General features: G+C 57.1%; 15 protein-coding genes. 5 read left to right on the forward strand and 10 right to left on the reverse strand.

What is annotated here, in order from left to right:
- Window positions 1-168: 168 nt before the first annotated feature.
- The 5 genes from gspD to gspG are packed head-to-tail and all read right to left on the reverse strand — an operon-like array spanning window position 169 to window position 5,692.
- Window positions 169-2,553: a type II secretion system secretin GspD gene (gene gspD, locus VLA07_RS19385; RefSeq protein ID WP_333990600.1), complete on the reverse strand. Its 2,385-nt coding sequence runs from the start codon at window positions 2,551-2,553 to the stop codon at window positions 169-171.
- Entirely contained in the window at window positions 2,550-3,098 is a 549-nt protein-coding gene (gspM, locus tag VLA07_RS19390; RefSeq protein WP_333990602.1) for a type II secretion system protein GspM, read from the reverse strand. Before gspM ends, gspD begins: the two co-directional genes overlap by 4 nt.
- Window positions 3,091-4,275, reverse strand: coding sequence for a type II secretion system protein GspL (gene gspL, locus VLA07_RS19395; RefSeq protein ID WP_247269138.1), 1,185 nt, complete (start codon window positions 4,273-4,275; stop codon window positions 3,091-3,093). Before gspL ends, gspM begins: the two co-directional genes overlap by 8 nt.
- Complete coding sequence (gene gspK / locus VLA07_RS19400; RefSeq protein ID WP_333990605.1) at window positions 4,272-5,225, reverse strand: type II secretion system minor pseudopilin GspK; 954 nt, start codon at window positions 5,223-5,225, stop codon at window positions 4,272-4,274. The genes gspL and gspK overlap by 4 nt, the downstream gene beginning before the upstream one ends.
- Window positions 5,226-5,233: 8 nt before the next feature.
- The gene (gene gspG / locus VLA07_RS19405) at window positions 5,234-5,692 is read right to left on the reverse strand and encodes a type II secretion system major pseudopilin GspG (protein ID WP_027613117.1); all 459 of its coding nucleotides are present in this window, start codon (window positions 5,690-5,692) and stop codon (window positions 5,234-5,236) included.
- Between the two features lie 148 nt (window positions 5,693-5,840).
- Between gspG and gspI the strand changes: the two genes are divergently transcribed.
- Window positions 5,841-6,215: a type II secretion system minor pseudopilin GspI gene (gspI, locus tag VLA07_RS19410; protein WP_333990608.1), complete on the forward strand. Its 375-nt coding sequence runs from the start codon at window positions 5,841-5,843 to the stop codon at window positions 6,213-6,215.
- A gap of 233 nt (window positions 6,216-6,448) precedes the next feature.
- Here gspI and VLA07_RS19415 read toward each other — a convergent pair whose 3' ends face one another.
- A complete protein-coding gene (locus VLA07_RS19415; protein WP_007968533.1) occupies window positions 6,449-6,808 on the reverse strand; it encodes a DUF6124 family protein in 360 nt (119 codons plus the stop codon).
- A gap of 720 nt (window positions 6,809-7,528) precedes the next feature.
- Here VLA07_RS19415 and VLA07_RS19420 point away from each other — a divergent pair.
- Both VLA07_RS19420 and VLA07_RS19425 read left to right on the forward strand, forming a co-directional pair.
- The gene (locus VLA07_RS19420) at window positions 7,529-9,844 is read left to right on the forward strand and encodes a P-loop ATPase, Sll1717 family (protein ID WP_333990611.1); all 2,316 of its coding nucleotides are present in this window, start codon (window positions 7,529-7,531) and stop codon (window positions 9,842-9,844) included.
- A gap of 66 nt (window positions 9,845-9,910) precedes the next feature.
- Window positions 9,911-11,338, forward strand: coding sequence for a hypothetical protein (locus tag VLA07_RS19425; protein ID WP_333990613.1), 1,428 nt, complete (start codon window positions 9,911-9,913; stop codon window positions 11,336-11,338).
- A gap of 238 nt (window positions 11,339-11,576) precedes the next feature.
- On the opposite strand, the gene VLA07_RS19430 is transcribed toward VLA07_RS19425, so the two are convergent.
- Window positions 11,577-12,008: a type II secretion system protein N gene (locus tag VLA07_RS19430; protein ID WP_333990615.1), complete on the reverse strand. Its 432-nt coding sequence runs from the start codon at window positions 12,006-12,008 to the stop codon at window positions 11,577-11,579.
- 132 nt (window positions 12,009-12,140) lie between these two features.
- On the opposite strand from VLA07_RS19430, the gene gspH reads away from it, so the two are divergent.
- Window positions 12,141-12,593, forward strand: coding sequence for a type II secretion system minor pseudopilin GspH (gene gspH / locus VLA07_RS19435; RefSeq protein ID WP_247269122.1), 453 nt, complete (start codon window positions 12,141-12,143; stop codon window positions 12,591-12,593).
- Window positions 12,590-13,198: a prepilin-type N-terminal cleavage/methylation domain-containing protein gene (locus VLA07_RS19440; protein WP_333990617.1), complete on the forward strand. Its 609-nt coding sequence runs from the start codon at window positions 12,590-12,592 to the stop codon at window positions 13,196-13,198. The genes gspH and VLA07_RS19440 overlap by 4 nt, the downstream gene beginning before the upstream one ends.
- Before the next feature lie 328 nt (window positions 13,199-13,526).
- On the opposite strand, the gene VLA07_RS19445 is transcribed toward VLA07_RS19440, so the two are convergent.
- From VLA07_RS19445 to VLA07_RS19455, 3 genes are read right to left on the reverse strand one after another with little or no spacing between them, the layout of a single operon-like run.
- A complete protein-coding gene (locus VLA07_RS19445; protein WP_333990618.1) occupies window positions 13,527-14,465 on the reverse strand; it encodes a FecR family protein in 939 nt (312 codons plus the stop codon).
- A gap of 31 nt (window positions 14,466-14,496) precedes the next feature.
- Complete coding sequence (locus VLA07_RS19450; RefSeq protein WP_027613107.1) at window positions 14,497-15,048, reverse strand: RNA polymerase sigma factor; 552 nt, start codon at window positions 15,046-15,048, stop codon at window positions 14,497-14,499.
- On the reverse strand, window positions 15,045-15,710 hold the full coding sequence (locus VLA07_RS19455) for a secretin and TonB N-terminal domain-containing protein (RefSeq protein WP_333990621.1): 666 nt from the start codon (window positions 15,708-15,710) through the stop codon (window positions 15,045-15,047). The genes VLA07_RS19450 and VLA07_RS19455 overlap by 4 nt, the downstream gene beginning before the upstream one ends.
- Window positions 15,711-15,908 lie beyond the last annotated feature (198 nt).

Here is a 15,908-nt window from a genome sequence, read left to right on the forward strand (position 1 = left end):
ATTCCCCTGTGGCGAGGGAGCTTGCTCCCGCTCGGGGGCGAAGCCCCCGTAAATCCGGGATGCAGGGTGTATCTGGAAGAATGGGGTTGCAGGTTTTGGGTCTGCTGCGCAGCCCAGCGGGAGCAAGCTCCCTCGCCACAGGAATATCAACCAGATTCAGAGTGTGTCTCATAACGATGGCCCCGACTGAATCGGCACCGCTTTGATCGTCGCGCGAGGTCCCGAGGCCGGAACCGGACTCGGCACCCCCTGCGCCGCCGTCGGCAACTGCGGCGCCTGCATGTCCGGCATTGCCCAGCTGCGTTCCGGTTGCAGGCCGCCCTGGGCGCGGCGCATGAAGTCGTAGCGGTTGAGGGTGATGCTGCGCCCCGCTTCGCTGTCACGGATGATGTACGGGCGCAGGAACACCATCAGGTTGGTCTTGGTGATCGCCCGGCGTTCGTTGCGAAACAGCGCGCCGATCCCCGGCAGCGTCCCCAGCCACGGTACCGCTTCATTGCTCTGGCTGTAGCCGTCCTGCAGCAAGCCGCCGAGGACCATGATCTGCCCGTCGTCGAGCAGGATGCTGGTATCAATCGCACGTTTGTTGGTGACGATCCCCGCCGACGTCGCGCTGGCCGACGCGCGTTCGTCGATGCTGCTGACCTCCTGATAGATATCAAGCTTGACCGTGCCGCCCTCGGAAATCTGCGGCCGCACGTTGAGCTTCAAACCCACCTCTTCACGGGTCACGGTCTGGAACGGGTTGTTGCTGGTCCCGCCGCCACCAGTAACGTAGCTGCCGCTGACAAACGGAATGGTCTGGCCGACAAAAATACTCGCCGCTTCGTTGTCGAGGGTCAGCAGGTTCGGCGTCGACAGCACGTTGGTGCCGCCCTTGCTCTTCAGCGCCCGGGCCAGCACTTTCAGGTCGAGGATCTTGCCGATGCCGGGGATGTCCACCGTGCCGTTGACGTAACCGAGGTTCAAGCCCTGCGGCAGCACATCGAGACTGGTCTTGCCGTTGAGATTGATCCCCGAACCGCCAAGATTCGCCCCGCCGATCACGCCTTTACCGCCGAGATTGCCGGTCTGCCACTGCACACCGAATTCGCTGGCATCGTCCTCGCCAACCTCGACTATCAGGCTTTCGATCACCACTTGCGCACGGCGCTGGTCGAGCAAATCGATGACCTCGCGCAGGTTGCGATACAACGGCTCCGGCGCGGAAATCAGCAAGGTGTTGGTGGTCGCATCAGCCTGAATCGTCACCCCGCCGGCGCTGAACGCGACGTTCTGCTCACTGGCCTGATTGCCGCCGCTGCTGCTGGTCGAGTTGCTGCCCTGGGCGTAACTGCCGCCAGTGCTGCCGGTGCTGGAAGTGGTCGAAGTGTTGCCACTGGTTTGCGTGCCGCTCTGCGCCCCCGAACCGCCATTGTTGTTGCCGTTGCTGCCCATGGCGCTGAGCACCGAACGCGCACTGTCGCTGGTGCCGCTGTCGCTCTCGCCAGTCAGCAGCCCGCGCAAGGCCTGCGCCAGTTTTGCCGCTTGCGCGTTACGCAAATAAACCACGTGCAGGTTGCTCGGATTGCTCTGCGCGTTGTCGAGTTTGTAGATCAGGTTGCGCGCCAGCTCGGTGCGCTCGGGGCTGCCGGCGCGGATGATGATGGTGTTGGAACGCGGGTCGCCGATCACCGCGATTTTCTGCGTCGGGTCGTTGCCCGGCGCGTCGAGCAGATCCGCGACCATCGGCGCGATGTCGGCGGCGATGCCGTTCTGGATCTGCACCACGTCGGTGTCGATCGCGCTCGGGGTGTCGATGGTCTGGATCAACTGGGCGACGCGAGTGAGGTTCTCGGCGTAATCGGTAACGACGATGGTGTTGTTGCCGGGGTAGGCATTGATCGGGTTGTTCGGCGACACGATCGGGCGCAGCACCGGAATCAGGTTTACCGCGTTCTCGTATTGCAGGCGAAAGGTACGGGTGAGCATGCCGTTCCCAGCCGGTTTGTCCGGGCTGTAGATCGGCCCGCCGAGCAGTTTCGCATCGGCTTCCGGCACCACCTGCGCGACGCCGCCGACATCGACCACGCTGAAACCCTGCATACGCAACGCCGCGAGCAACATGTCGTAAGCCTGGCGCGCCGGCACCTGACCTTCCGAGACCAGCGTCAGGCTGCCCTTGACCCGAGGGTCGACCAGAAACTGCTGGCCGGTGGAACGCGACAACGCGCGCACCACCGCTTGAATATCGGCATCGACAAAATTCAGCGTCACCGGCTGATCGCCCAGCGGATTGCTCGGCAGTGTGCTGCCGCGTGGGGCGCCGCCACTGCGTGCGCGTTCGGTGATGTTGTGCATCTGCCGTGGTTGCGGTGCGGTTTGTGCCTGGGCGCGTTGCCGATCGAGCAGCGCATCACCGCTGCGCTGGGTGTTGGCCAATGGGCGGCCGAGTTCGCTGTCTACCAGCAACGGCGGCTGATTCGGCGGCGTGGTGGTGTTGCTGCACGCGCTCAACGCCATCAGCAGCATCGGCAACGCCATGCGCGCCGGTTTGGATCCTGACCCCTTCATGAAGCTTCCTTAGCGCCCAGCGCCTGATCCATGCGAACGGTGCCTGACAATGTGCCGGCAGTGACTTCGGTCGAAGCGTTGTCGGCGCGTTGCAGACGAGCCTCGACCACTTGCAGAGAAAGCTGTGCTGGGGTGCTCAACAGCCAATCGAGCACTGCATCGGCCGGCGCCGCGTCGAACGTCAATTGCCACGCGCCGGCCTCCCCGGCCTGCAATTGATAGTGCCCGGCCAAGCCGCTGGTCTGCAGCGTCTGCTCAAGAGACTGCGCGAGACTTTGCCCTTCGGGGCGCACACTGACCTCGCGCAACAGCACTTCAAGGGCTTCGGTCTGCGCGCGCAACTTCGGGGTTTCGGCTTGCCAATAGGTGATTTTTTTCAGCGGCGGCTGAATCAATGCGACCCACACCAACAGCGCCAGCAGCACCACCGCCATGCCGCCGACCATGCGTTTTTCGCGCAGGGCCAACGCTTGCCAGCGCAGCTGCAACTGAGCGCTGAAACGCTGCCAACGGGCGCGATACACCGCGAGCGATGCCTTATTCATCTTCTGCTCCGCTGTCGTCAGCGCTTTCGTCGGGGGTGGTGACTTCGTCACTCGGTCGCAGCAGCCAGCCTTCATCGTCAGCCGTCGCACTAATCCCGACCTGGGCCAATGCGGCTTGCCAGTCCTTGTCCTTGTCATTGGCGCTGCGCCGGGCGTCGGCCAACAGACTCAACTGCAAGCTGCCGTCGACAAACGTCAGGCGCTCGACCGTGCCGGCCATGAACGGCATGCCACTGCCGGCCTGCAACACCAGCCGATTAAACGGCTGCGCCGGGTCCTCCGCCGCGCCCTTCTGCCGCGCCGCCAGTTGCTGACGGGCCTGCTGCAGCGGATTGAGGATCACCGGCAACTCGGGAAAGGCCTGCTTCACCCGTTGCGCCATCTGCGCCTTGAGCTGCTGGCCCTGACTGGCTTCGCGGGCGGCATACAGGTTCAAGCCGATCACCCACACCGCCACCGCCAAGGCGCAAAGCCCCAACGCCCGGCCCCAACCGCGATGCTCGCTGCGCTGCTGTTGCACCGCACCCTGCAAGCCCCAACCGGGCAACGGCCCGGCCCAGCGCTGCGCCTCGGCCATCGGCAATTCCGCTTCCGCCGGCGCTGCCGAACCGATCCAGTGCAGCGGCGCGCCGCAGGTCAGCAGCCAATCGCCAATCTCGTCGTCGAACAGCGGCTGCACCCGCGCCACCTGCACGCTTTCGCGCAGCAACAAATGGCCGTCCTGCCGACAGGCCACCGTGCCCGGCAGCACCGGCAAGCTGTACGCCGCCGGGTACAAGCCGCGCAGATTCAACCCGGCCTGCTTCAGCAGTTGCCCCAGATGCTGCAAACGCTGACGCGGCGCCCAGGCAATCTGCACCTGCCCCGCTTCATCCCGCGAACTGTGAGCGATGTGCATGTCATTGCAGTCGCCGAGCATCAAGGCCTGCGCCGCGCATTGCACCGCCGCTGCGGTCTTGTTGGTCGGCAATGGCGGCAGGTCGATGCTCGCCAGCAGGCTGTCCGCCGGGTGCAGAAAAATGTTGAGCGCTGGCTGCTTCGCTAACTGCCCTAGTTGGCTAAAGGTCAGGCGCTGCTCACGAATGACCTGCCCCTGACGGTCCAGCCACGCGCAGTCCATTTCACTGTCGAGACTCAACCCCGCCAGTGGCGGCAAACTCACACGCAACTGACTCATACGCCCACCCGCGACCAGATCACCTGCGGCAGACGATCCTCGCTGCGGTGCAGCAACGCATCGAGGCTGACCCGCCGCTGATCCCGCCGCGCCTCGCCACGCAGACGAAACCAGTCACTGGTGATGCCGACCTTGACGCTGGTCAGCTCCAGATTGGGCATGCGCAAACGGTTGACGAAATCACCACGGTTGATGAACCAGCGCCCGGCATCGCGCTCATTGATCAGCGCCTGCGCCCGCTCCAGCGACAACCCCGGCACATACGCGGCCAACACCGGCGCAGTGGCGGTATTGCCGTTGAGCCAGGTGGTCGCCGGAATCACCGTCAAGTACGGCGCCAGTTTGCCGATGACCGCCTCATTCACGCCCTCGACGCTGCGCAAATCATCGACACTGCGCAGCATCGGCAACTTCGGATTCTGCGGCTTGCGCGACGCATTCGGCGACGTGGCGCGGCCACTGTCAAAGGCGTTTTTGCTCGCGGTGTTTTCGGCAATCTGCGGGTTCAGCAGATACGGATAAGAGCCGATCACCCGCTGACTGATGCGCTGACTCAACCCGGCGCTGATGCCGATCAACTCGCACAACCGCTGAAATGCCTGCACCTGCGCCTCATCGACACGCTCGTTGGCCACCAGATTGCGCAGGTTGAACTTGCCCTGCTCATCCTCCAGCCGCCCCTCGAAACCCTGCGCATTCAAGCGCTGCGCCCACGGCTGATCGAGCCGGGTCAACGGATCACGCTGCCGCGCATCCCAAAGCAACTGCCGACTGATCTCCAGCCCACCGTGCAACAACCAACGCCCCTGCACCCGCTGCTGATCCGCCTCCAGCGCGCGGGTCGAAACGCTCTGCCGGGTCAACATCCCCGCCGCAATCACCGCGACCACCGCAGCAATCAGCAGCGCACTGATGATCGCCATCCCCTGCTGGGTCGATTGGCTGTTCATCGCCGGCCTTACAGCTGCCAGGAACCGATATCGGCATTCACGCCGTCGCCGTCAGGCTGACCGTCGGCACCGAGAGAAAAGATATCGATCTCGCCATTCGCGCCGGGGTTGAGGTACTGATAAGGACGACCCCACGGGTCATTCGGCAAACGCTCCAGGTACGAACGCCAGTTACTGTTCTTCGCATCCGCCGGCCGCTCCACCAGCACTTTCAAACCCTGACTCTGGCTCGGATAAGTACCGTGATCGAGGCGATACAACTTCAGCGCCTGCATCAAACCGCCAATATCCTGCTTCGCCGCCGTGGCCCGCGCCTGATCCGGCCGATCGAGCACCTTGGGCACCACCATCGCCGCCAGAATCCCGAGAATCACCACCACCACCATGATCTCGATCAGGGTAAAACCCTGCTGCCCGCGGGGCATCCGACTCGGTCGTCCGGGCTGTTTGAACTGCGCGATATCCATCTCGACATTCCCTTGGCTTGATTCGATTCGACGCGCAGTGTTGCAAGAAGATATGTCAGGGATGTTGAAAATCCTCGGGAGTTTTCGTCGTCAAGCCGTCAAGGACGCGGGTTAGGGTCGAGGGCTGTGGTTTGGTTTTGGGCCATCTATGCCTACGCGCTCCCGAGAAAGCGGATTCACCCTGATTGAAGTGCTGGTGGCGCTGGCGATCATTGCCGTGGCGATGTCGGCTGCTGTGCGTGTAGCGGGGTTGATGACGCAGAGCAGCGGGGTTTTGCGGGATCGTTCGGTTGCGATGATTGCGGCGCAGACACGCATGGCGGAGTTGCGGCTGGAAGGTCGATTGCCGATAGGACTAAAAGCGCAGGACTGTGACCAAGGACGTCTACTATTGCGCTGCGAACAGGCCATCGCCACGGCTGAAAATGGCCGATTACTCAAAGTCGGCATCCAGGTTTTCAACCGCAACCAAGACGCCCCGCCTCTGGCCCGCCTGGAAACCCTACTGAATCGCCCCCTGTAGGAGCTGCCGAAGGCTGCGATCTTTTGATCTTGATCTTTTAAAACCAAAATCAAAAGATCGTCCGATCGCGGCCCGAGTCTCCGGCAGCTCCTACACAAACATCTCAGGCAACAAAAACAACGCATGCCCCACACGACATCCGCAATCAGCCTGAAACCCTGTGGGAGCGAGCCTGCTCGCGAAGGCGCCAGAATGAACACCCGATCAATCACCGGGTGTCCCCGACACCTACATCACCCCGGCAACTGCAAATTATCCAAAGCCCGATTCACCGCCAACTCCCCGAGCATGATCAACTGCGCAATCCCCGCCAGCGCGTGCCGCTGCGACACCGGCAACAAACTGGCAATGTTCTGCGCGAGGGTTTTGGCCGAAGCGAGTGTTTCACTGGCATCCACCAGCAGCTCTTCGGTTTTGTTGTCCGCCGTCACGGCATACATCCCACGGTGTTTACGTGGCGGCGGCGTGGAACCGGGCGGACAGAGGTAATGGTCGAGCGCGCGGTCGGCGGCTTCGTGGAGTTTTTTGGAATCGATGGATTCGTAGGGGGAAACCGAGGCGGTTTCGGGCGGGTTGGGTGTTGGTTTGATCATGGTGAAGCTCCATTTTTATACCTGGTGGAACCACCAAAACCCGTCGCTAAACAAGTAAGGGTGGCAGCTGTACGCGGGTTAGCGAACCGAGAGGTATAAGACCCGGCAGACCCGAAGGTCTCCCACGCACAGCCACCATATCGTCGTCGCAAACGTCTGCGACAAACTGGAGCGTCGTTGTACTTATACCTGGTCGGGTCGCTAAACCCGGTCGCTGGGTTGCCAGCGACACGTAGACGATAAAGACCAGGTACAAAGCGCACAAGCCGGCGGATTCTGGCGTAGCTGTAGGCAAAGGCGCAAGGATATGTAGCCTGAGAGAGTGTTTGGAGATGTCTTTTTAAACATTGGCGTTTATCGGGACCTCATTCCGTTACGTACCCGCGACAGACCCTTCCCCTCATGCCGGGAAATAATTTCTAGGACGAAGGCCCAACAAACGCGGCCATCATTGCATGGGGCCTGCGGAGGCAGGCTGTCCGAACGCTCGATCATCTCCAGAGTCTTGTATCAGCTAAAAGCGGCCGTTCAAAAAATTCTATCGAGGCATGATGCCAACGCGACCTTCCCACCGATCTAAGATCAGCTCAATCCGGAGCTCTGGACAGAGTGGTGGCAAACAGCTAGCTTGGATCGTATAACTGGTTGCAAACGATTGGGAGTGGAGCGTTGCGAAAATGCTCTTTATAAGCAAAAAAGACCTTTAAACAGGGATTTGTTATGGCCAAATTTTCTGGCTTCTTCGCTTATGCAGCTTCACCTAATGAAATTGGTCAGACTATTGAACGAGCTATACTTGTAGCTAACGAAAACAACAACCTATCTATAAAATCCTGGCGAGCATTAGATATAGTCGGTCAATTTATCGCAGGGGAGGTTTTAACTGGAATTAAACAAGCAGACCTCTTTGTCGCTGATATTTCCGTCCTAAACTTCAATGTCACTTATGAAATAGGATTCGCAATAGGAATAGGTAAAAGAATTCTAATCACTCGAAATGAAAGCATAAAAGAGGGAACTCCTTCAATTCGAGAAATAGGAATATTCGACACCTTGGGGTACAAAACATACCAAAATTCAGCGGACTTAAGCGAGTTCATAAAGACAGCAATTATTTCAGCCCCGATACCAATACCCAATAGAATAAATAACAAGTCCCCTGTGTACTTGCTTGAAGGGCTGCATAAAACAGACTGGGCTACGCGCATTGTTTCCCGCATAAAAAAAGCAAGATACCTCTTCAGATCATTCGACCCTAATGAACAACCAAGGCTTTCTGCGAACGACGCGATTAGTCAAATATCGCAGTCCCATGGAGTAGTAATACCCTTGTTATCTTTTCGATCTGTCGGTGCTGAAACCCATAACATGCGGGGTGCTTTTCTTGCTGGCTTGGCTGATGGAATGGGTAAAGCACTCTGTATCTTGCAGGATGGCGAAGGTCCCGTTCCAATTGACTACCGCGACTTTGTAAATACTACCTTTCATCCGAATGACATTAACGACTATATAGCGGATTTCGCAGGACGCGTAGCCGAATCCTTTCAACAAGACGTTAAGCTGAACATAGCTACAAACGATACATTTTTACAGTCTCTAGATCTAGGCGCAACCTCCGCAGAAAACGAAATGCGGACGCTAGAATCCTACTATTTAAAGACGGATCCTTTTTTAAAATCTTTAAGAGGTGAAGCCAACATTGTAGTCGGACGAAAAGGCTCTGGAAAATCAGCCATATTTCTACAAGTGCGCGATAGAGAACGCAACAAAAATGGAAATATTGTTTTAGATCTCAAACCCGACGGCTACAAGCTAATTAAATTCAAGGAACTGATTTTATCTTTTTTAGAGGAGGGCACTTTTCAACACACTATCATGGCATTCTGGGAGTATGTCTTACTTTTGGAAATATGCTACAAAATCTTAGAAAAAGACCGTGAGGCCCATATACACAACCATCATCTTTACGACCCATATCAAAAATTAGCCAAACTTTATAACAGCGAAGGATACGATAGCGAGGGTGATTTTTCAGAAAGGATGAGCATCCTTATGGAAAAGATAACCACTGAATATCGGTCGAAGCATGGCACCGCCACCGAAGTTAGACTTTCAACAGGCCAACTTACTGAACTCCTCTATTGCCATGACGTGAAGCAGCTTACAGAGCAAATCATAGAATACATGAGACACAAAGATGTTTGCTGGCTACTATTTGACAATCTTGATAAAGGGTGGCCAACCTCTGGACTACAAGTAGAAGACTTGCTAATAGTAAGAGCGCTCATTGATGCAACAAAAAAAATCGAGCGTCAGTTCGGCAGATCAAGCGTTGTTGTGAACACTATCGTTTTCCTTCGAAATGACGTCTATGAACTTCTAGTGAAAAGCACATCGGATCGCGGCAAAGAAGCAAAAGTTCTTCTTGACTGGACTGATCCTGACTTACTTCGAGAGCTTATTAGATTAAGGATTGTCGCCAACAACTTTACCGGGAAAGAGCAGTTCCAAGGTCTTTGGCCGAAGCTCTGTGTAAGCCACTTTGACGGCGAAGAAAGCTCCCAGTTTCTAATCGACAGATCTCTAATGAGGCCAAGATTTCTTTTAAATCTCATCAGCCAATGTAAAAGCTTCGCCATAAACTTAAATCACGAGCAAATAGATAGTGACGACATCATAAAAGGAATGGCAGCTTACTCAACAGATCTACTTATAGACATAAATTATGAAATAAGAGATGTAGAAAGCCATGTGGACGATATCTTGTATGCCTTTATAGATAGCAAAGCAATATTAAGCAAGACAGAAATCCACTCAGCCCTGAAAGATTTCGGTGTAGATGAGTCACTAATTGAAAAGATATTTGATCTACTTCTCTGGTATGGTTTTATTGGCCTAGATATTGAAGGAGATGCCAAATACATTTACAACTTCAACTACAGCGCCCAACTTATGAGCGGAGTAATAAAGAAAAAACCGGACATATCCTACATCATAAACCCAGCCTTCTGGCCTGCATTAATGATAAAAAACTAATTTACTAGTCGCCTAGGTCATTTTTCGCAGCCGAGCTAACACATCCGTCAAAGAAGGGAATCATCGATGAACAAATTAATTCAAAAACCACAAATGCAGTTAGTTGACCCGCAAGCACAGATGATTGTGGACGTACTGCAAAGTATTGGACTACCGCACGACAATATTATTGCGTCTGCTGAAGACAGAGCCATCATAGGGCAGAGCTTGCCAGCACTTATTGAGTCACTACCTCCCGAAGCCAAGCAAGGTGCTAGATATCTCTCAAAATTTGTAGTAGGCGCGGGATTCGGTCTTTTCGATTATTCCCTCAACGCAATATGGAACGAAGTAGTCCTAGACCTTCACAAAAAAGTTATAGCTTACGGCCTTGATATTTTCTACGACGCAGCCATTGGCGGAAAAAACAGAGAGTTTTATCAAACAGAGGAGGATCTTCGCTCAGTAAAGGATTCGACGCTGCTTGATACATGCCGTAAACTTGAACTAATAAGCGAAACCACATCTAAAAAACTAAAACATATGCTTGACATGCGGAATGACATAGGCATTTCGCACCCAACTAATTACACTATCAATGCTTATGAATTACTAGCTTGGCTTACAAACTGCATTAAAGATGTCCTGAAAGACCGACCTACAGAGTCCGCACTACAGGTTCAGGCATTTATTCAAAACTTACGCAGTTACACCCAGCCGCTAGACGCCGCCAATCTTGCTGGAATAACCTTAAAAATCAATGAGCTCGCTTCTCACCACTGTGGGAACGTTCTGAGAACAATGTTTGGAATATACGTAGCTCATGATACGGACCCACAAGTTCGAAAAAATATTTCACTTTTATCTATACCTGTTTGGCGTGCAAGCAACGATGATTTCAAATATCGCCTTGGCCTGACATTAGAAGGATACAATACAAATCTTCACAAAGATAAATATGATCTTGGTGCTCAGTTTTTCCAGGTTGTCAACGGTAATGCCTTCCGTTCAAACGCAGAGCGTGCAATCTTAGTTGATGGCCTGGTCGACACATTGCTAGAAAAACATCACGCTTGGGATAATTATCACCATGAAGCCCCTGTAGCTGATGAGATCATGTCTTATATCCACAACCAGCAAGATATACTACAGAACTTCGGCCCAAAACTGATAAAAGTATTTCTCATGTGTCGTATTGGTAATGGCCGAACATATAACAATGGAGTTTCGCCACGAGGCGCAGAATATTATGACCGACTCCTTGTTTTATTAGGAGACGCTTGGGCTCCATCAGCACTTGCGGCTTTAACCTCATACGAGATACAACTCCAGTTAAGCGAAGAGATTTGCCGAAAACAAGCATGTAAAGCTTTAGAAAAGCTGAAATCAGGTGTAGTCAATCAGCGATTGCTTGAATGCATCGACTTTCTCCTTGCCAATATACCGGGCAATGGCAAAGCTCCACTTGATAGCCGGTTCAAACAGCTGACATCAGGATATTTAACGTGGTCATAGTTTTGATCCAGAAAAAGACAATTTACCCCCTTATATAAATAACTTAAATTCAGCTTATATTCACCTGACAAGCCCGCATACCTAATGAAAAATGGTCTGACGGGCTTTTCATAATTCTCTTGGGTACGGCTCATCTCGCTGTAATTACTAAATTACAGAATCTTGCTCCGCCTATCTAATGGCAGGAAAATATGGCATCTGTCTAAACCATAAAACCAACTTCCTTCAATATTAGAAATCACGGCCTCACCAACCTAGGCATCTCCACCCCCTCCCCCAACCTCTCCACCCCCAACCTCACCCTCTCCCCCCCCTGCTCAACCACCACCCCATCCCCCTCCACAGCCACCAACTTCACCCCAGGCCCCACCCCCTCCCCCTGCAAAAAACTCCTCGGCGGCCCATCGTTCAAACTCAAAATCGCCACCGCCCCGCGACTGCCCGCCATCACCCCGCTCACCTTGATGTCCACCGGTGCCGTCTGGTTGGAAAACCACTGCAACGCCGGGCTGTCACTGCGCGCCGCGAGCATTTGCGGGGGCGCTGGTGGGGTGTGGGATTCGGCGGAGGTCAGGAGTAGCGCCGACCAGGTCGCGACGCCGACTAGGGCGGCGAGCAGTGCGAGGGCCTGGACGGTTTGCGGGGGGGATATGCGGGTGGTGAGCATCATGGGCTGAATCTCCTTTTAGTCCCTGCTGACAGGCTACGCGGCAATTCTCACGGTTTTATTTCACACGTCTTACATGTTGGCCGTGCAGGATGCTTTTTTGGACGGGGCAGGACGCAACGGAGCGCGCAACCGATGAAGGTGGGCAAGCAACAGGGCTTTACGCTGATCGAGTTGATGGTGGTGCTGGTGATCATCGGGATCGCCAGTGCGGCGATCAGTCTGAGTATCAAGCCGGATCCGCTGCAGTTGCTGCGCAAGGACGCCGAGCGTGTGGCGCAGTTGCTGCAGGTGGCGCAGGCGGAGGCGCGCGCGGATGGTCGGCCGATTGTTTGGGTGAGTGATGGCAAGGGCTTTCGGTTCAGTCGGCGCAGTGACAGTGGTCGGGGGTTTGAGCATTTCAAGGATGACCCGCAGTTGCGGCCGCGCAATTGGCAGAGTCCGAAGCTGGAGGTGCGGGTGGAGCCGAAGCAGAAGGTGGTGCTCAACGCCGAGTGGATCAATCCGCCGCTGCAATTGACCTTGTCTGACGGGCTGAATCGGCTGAGTGTGCTGCGCGATGCCAGTGGAAGGATCAGTGTGCAATGAACGATCAACGGGGCTTTACCCTGATCGAGGTGATGGTCGCGATTCTGCTGATGGCGGTGGTCAGTTTGATTGCCTGGCGCGGGCTGGACAGTGTGACGCGGGCGGACAGTCATTTGCAGGCGAGCAGTGAGCAGAGTGACAGTTTGTTGCGGGCGTTGAATCAGTTGCAGCGTGATGTGGAGATGCGTGCGGGGATTGAATTGACCGAGCCGAAGAAGGTTGGCGTGGATGATGAACCGCCGAGTGCGCCGCCTGCGCTGACGGTGCGGAGCAGTGACAGCAAGGGGTTTCGGCTGGACATTATTCGCAGTGCGGCGGATCAGCCTGGGGCTTTGCAGCGGGTGCGTTGGTGGGTCAAGGGGGATACGTTGTATCGGGCGGTGGCTGAGGCGCGCAGTCGTTATCCGTTGCCGGCGCCGGGGGCTGGGCTGGCGGTGTTGCAGGGGGTGAGTGATGTGCAGGTGCGGGTTTGGGAGGTGGATAAGGGTTGGCGGCAGTTGAGTGGGAATCGGCGGGAGGATCCGTTGGGGTTGGAGGTGCGGTTGACGCGGGAGACGGCGCAGGGGGTGGAGCGGTATCGGCAGGTGATGGGGCCGTTGGAGTAGTCAGCATCGCCGCAAAACCCTGTGGGAGCGGGCTTGCTCGCGAATGCGGTGGGTCAGTTGATGATGATTTGGCTGAGTGGACGCCTTCGCGAGCAAGCCCGCTCCCACAGTTGGATTGGGTTTGGTCAGTTGGGGAATGGTTGGCATGTGAGCTGTCATCGCTGGTAGGTCAGCTCCCACAAGCCGGTAGATATTGGTCGGCTGTCGGGCCGTCATCGCGAGCGGGCTCACTCCTACAAGTGGATGGTATGCAGTCTGAGAGAGATGAGTTGGCTGGAAGGCCGCCTTCGCGAGCAAGCTCGCTCCCACAGGGAGTGGTGGGATTGGGTTAGCTGAGGACGACGACGCCGCCGGGAAGTTCGGTGCATTTGACGCCGTAGGCGTCGCGGATCAGCAGGGCGACGCCGGCGAGTTGGTCGAGGCTGAAGCGGGCCTGGACGCGGCGCTGGCCGAGTTCGCGGTTGAGCAGCAGCAACATGCCTGGGCGGTAGCGGTTGATCTCGTCGATCATCTGGCTGAGGGTCGCGCCGTTGAATACCAGCACTTGTTGGCGCCAGTTCATTACTGCGGCGGTGTCGACGCTCTGCACCGCGCCCACCTGTTGCCCGTCATAGGTCAGTTGCTCACCCGGCTGCAAACGCAGACTGCGGCCATCGACATTGACGTCCACCGAACCATCCAGGCAGGTCACGCAGACTTGCTGATCGGTGTTACGCAGGTTGAACCGCGCCTGACTCGCCCGCAACCACCCGCCCCCGGCCTGCATCGCCAGTGGCAACCGCGCGGTCTGTACTTCGACTTCGCCGCTGACCAGTTCGAAACCCTGCACGCCGTCATCGCCGGAGCGCTGGTTAATGCGGGTTTGTGTATTCAGTTCCAGGCTCACGCCATCGGCCGGTTCGACCCGGCGCTGCTCGCCGACTTCAGTGATGTAATCGGCGCCGAGGCCACCAAAGCCACCGGGAATCGTCCCGCGCACCAGCATGAACGCCGCCGATGCAGCGATGGCGCCACCGAGAAACGCGCGCCGGCCGAAGCGCCGAGGCGACTGCAGCATTTCAGCGGCAGGCTGCAGGTTGTGCCACAACACCTTGGCCTCTTCGAAAGCGCGGGCATGTTCGGCGCTCTGCGCGCACCAGTCGCGCAAGGCGCGGGCGTCGGCCACGGTGGCGCGGCCGGAGGTCAGCAGGACCAACCAGTCGTGGGCTTCGCTGTGCAGATTGTCGGCCGCCGATGGCTTGGCAGGTGTCAGTCGAAAGATGTTCAAACGCGCAGATTCTCAACGAATTGATCGGGCACTATTCAGATGACGGTTTTCCGGCCCCGCGACCGAACCGCTGAAACACTTTTCTTTCCAGTTTCGCTGCGCAGAAGCCCAATGCGGCTTTGATTTCCTTCTCGACCATGCGCGTGGAGATGCCGAAGCGCTGGGAAATTTCCAGGTGCGGCGCCTCCTCCAGCCGCGCTGCGATGAAGATTCGGCGACGCCGCGCTGGCAGTTCGTAGAGGGCGCTGAGCAGCGACTGGATTTCCTTCTGCCCACCGACCACCCGCGCCGGATCCAGCGCCTCGTCGCCGATCTGCAGCAGCTCTTCGACTTCCTCGCCGGTGAGCAGGCGCGCATCGGCCTGACGGCGGTCGGCGGCGATGTTCAGGGCCATGCGATAGAGGTAGGCATTGGGCCGCAGCAGGTTCGGCGGCGTTTCCATGCGGTCGACCCGCAGGTAGGTTTCGTGCAGCACGTCGTTGGCCAGGTCTTCCGAGCCGAGACGGCGGCGCAAGCGCACCCGAAAGTCCTCGTAGGACGTCAGGAACAGCTGGACCATCGAACCTTGTCCGGTGTCTTTCATCCCCCGGAAACTCCTTCCCATTTGGTGCATTCCATGCGTTTCCCTGACGACTCCGGTAACAACAGCAACGTGACCGGCTGGCGCAACGCGCTGGGCGTCGGCCGGTCGATTCTGAGATTGCGAAAGCTCTCTACCAGCGCGGTATCGCGCCGTACATCACCGGTGGTGGTGACCAACCGGTTGTGCTGCACCACGCCGTCCCGCCCGACCCAGACCTGCAACACCGCGCGATAACTGCCCGGACGAGTCAGCGGCGAACGGCACAGGTTGCGCTCGATCGCCGCTTGCACCGCGGTGGCGTAGCTGCGACTCACGGCGGCGCTGGCCGGGGTGGTTTTGTCCGGGGCCGACGGCACGTCCTCGACCTGCGCCACTTGCAGGGTGAACGCATCGTCGCGGGCATAACGCGCCATCAGGCCGCTGCCGCCGAGCAAACGGCGCAGCGCATCGGCAGCGGTGTATTCGCCATCGACCGCCAACGAGCGCCGGCCACGACTCAACTGACTGTCGACCAGCACCGCAACGCCCGTGGCGTGGCTGTACTGATCCAGCGCCCGGGCCAGATCCTGCGCCGGAATGTGCAGCGTCATACGCAAGTCCGCCGGCACCGGTTCGGCTGTCGCCGCACCGCTGAACCAGCCAAGCAGCAGCCCCAGACTCACCCGGCGCACGAGAGTCGCTGAACGCTGAAGACCGTCCCTGGAACTGCCTCGCTGCACGGCTGACGTACCCCTGAAAACCGTCATCCTGATGACTGTTTATGAATCTGGTGTGACGGGCGGTGCAAAAAAACCATCACGGGATTCGCGCGAGGCTTGCACTAGACTGCATTCAGAGAACGGCCGCTTCGGGCCGGCCAG

This window comes from Pseudomonas sp. S3(2024), from assembly GCF_036861315.1.
Lineage (GTDB): Bacteria > Pseudomonadota > Gammaproteobacteria > Pseudomonadales > Pseudomonadaceae > Aquipseudomonas > Aquipseudomonas putida_A.

What these genes read in the sequence shown, in the direction of transcription:
- gspD (WP_333990600.1), bottom strand. Translation starts at nt 2,553, where the DNA reads ATGAAGGGGTCAGGATCCAAACCGGCGCGCATGGCGTTGCCGATGCTG.
- VLA07_RS19440 (WP_333990617.1), top strand. Translation starts at nt 12,590, where the DNA reads ATGAACGATCAACGGGGCTTTACCCTGATCGAGGTGATGGTCGCGATT.
- VLA07_RS19450 (WP_027613107.1), bottom strand. Translation starts at nt 15,048, where the DNA reads ATGAAAGACACCGGACAAGGTTCGATGGTCCAGCTGTTCCTGACGTCC.
- gspK (WP_333990605.1), bottom strand. Translation starts at nt 5,225, where the DNA reads ATGAACAGCCAATCGACCCAGCAGGGGATGGCGATCATCAGTGCGCTG.
- VLA07_RS19420 (WP_333990611.1), top strand. Translation starts at nt 7,529, where the DNA reads ATGGCCAAATTTTCTGGCTTCTTCGCTTATGCAGCTTCACCTAATGAA.
- VLA07_RS19425 (WP_333990613.1), top strand. Translation starts at nt 9,911, where the DNA reads ATGAACAAATTAATTCAAAAACCACAAATGCAGTTAGTTGACCCGCAA.
- gspI (WP_333990608.1), top strand. Translation starts at nt 5,841, where the DNA reads ATGCCTACGCGCTCCCGAGAAAGCGGATTCACCCTGATTGAAGTGCTG.
- gspH (WP_247269122.1), top strand. Translation starts at nt 12,141, where the DNA reads ATGAAGGTGGGCAAGCAACAGGGCTTTACGCTGATCGAGTTGATGGTG.
- gspG (WP_027613117.1), bottom strand. Translation starts at nt 5,692, where the DNA reads ATGGATATCGCGCAGTTCAAACAGCCCGGACGACCGAGTCGGATGCCC.
- gspL (WP_247269138.1), bottom strand. Translation starts at nt 4,275, where the DNA reads ATGAGTCAGTTGCGTGTGAGTTTGCCGCCACTGGCGGGGTTGAGTCTC.
- VLA07_RS19415 (WP_007968533.1), bottom strand. Translation starts at nt 6,808, where the DNA reads ATGATCAAACCAACACCCAACCCGCCCGAAACCGCCTCGGTTTCCCCC.
- VLA07_RS19430 (WP_333990615.1), bottom strand. Translation starts at nt 12,008, where the DNA reads ATGATGCTCACCACCCGCATATCCCCCCCGCAAACCGTCCAGGCCCTC.
- gspM (WP_333990602.1), bottom strand. Translation starts at nt 3,098, where the DNA reads ATGAATAAGGCATCGCTCGCGGTGTATCGCGCCCGTTGGCAGCGTTTC.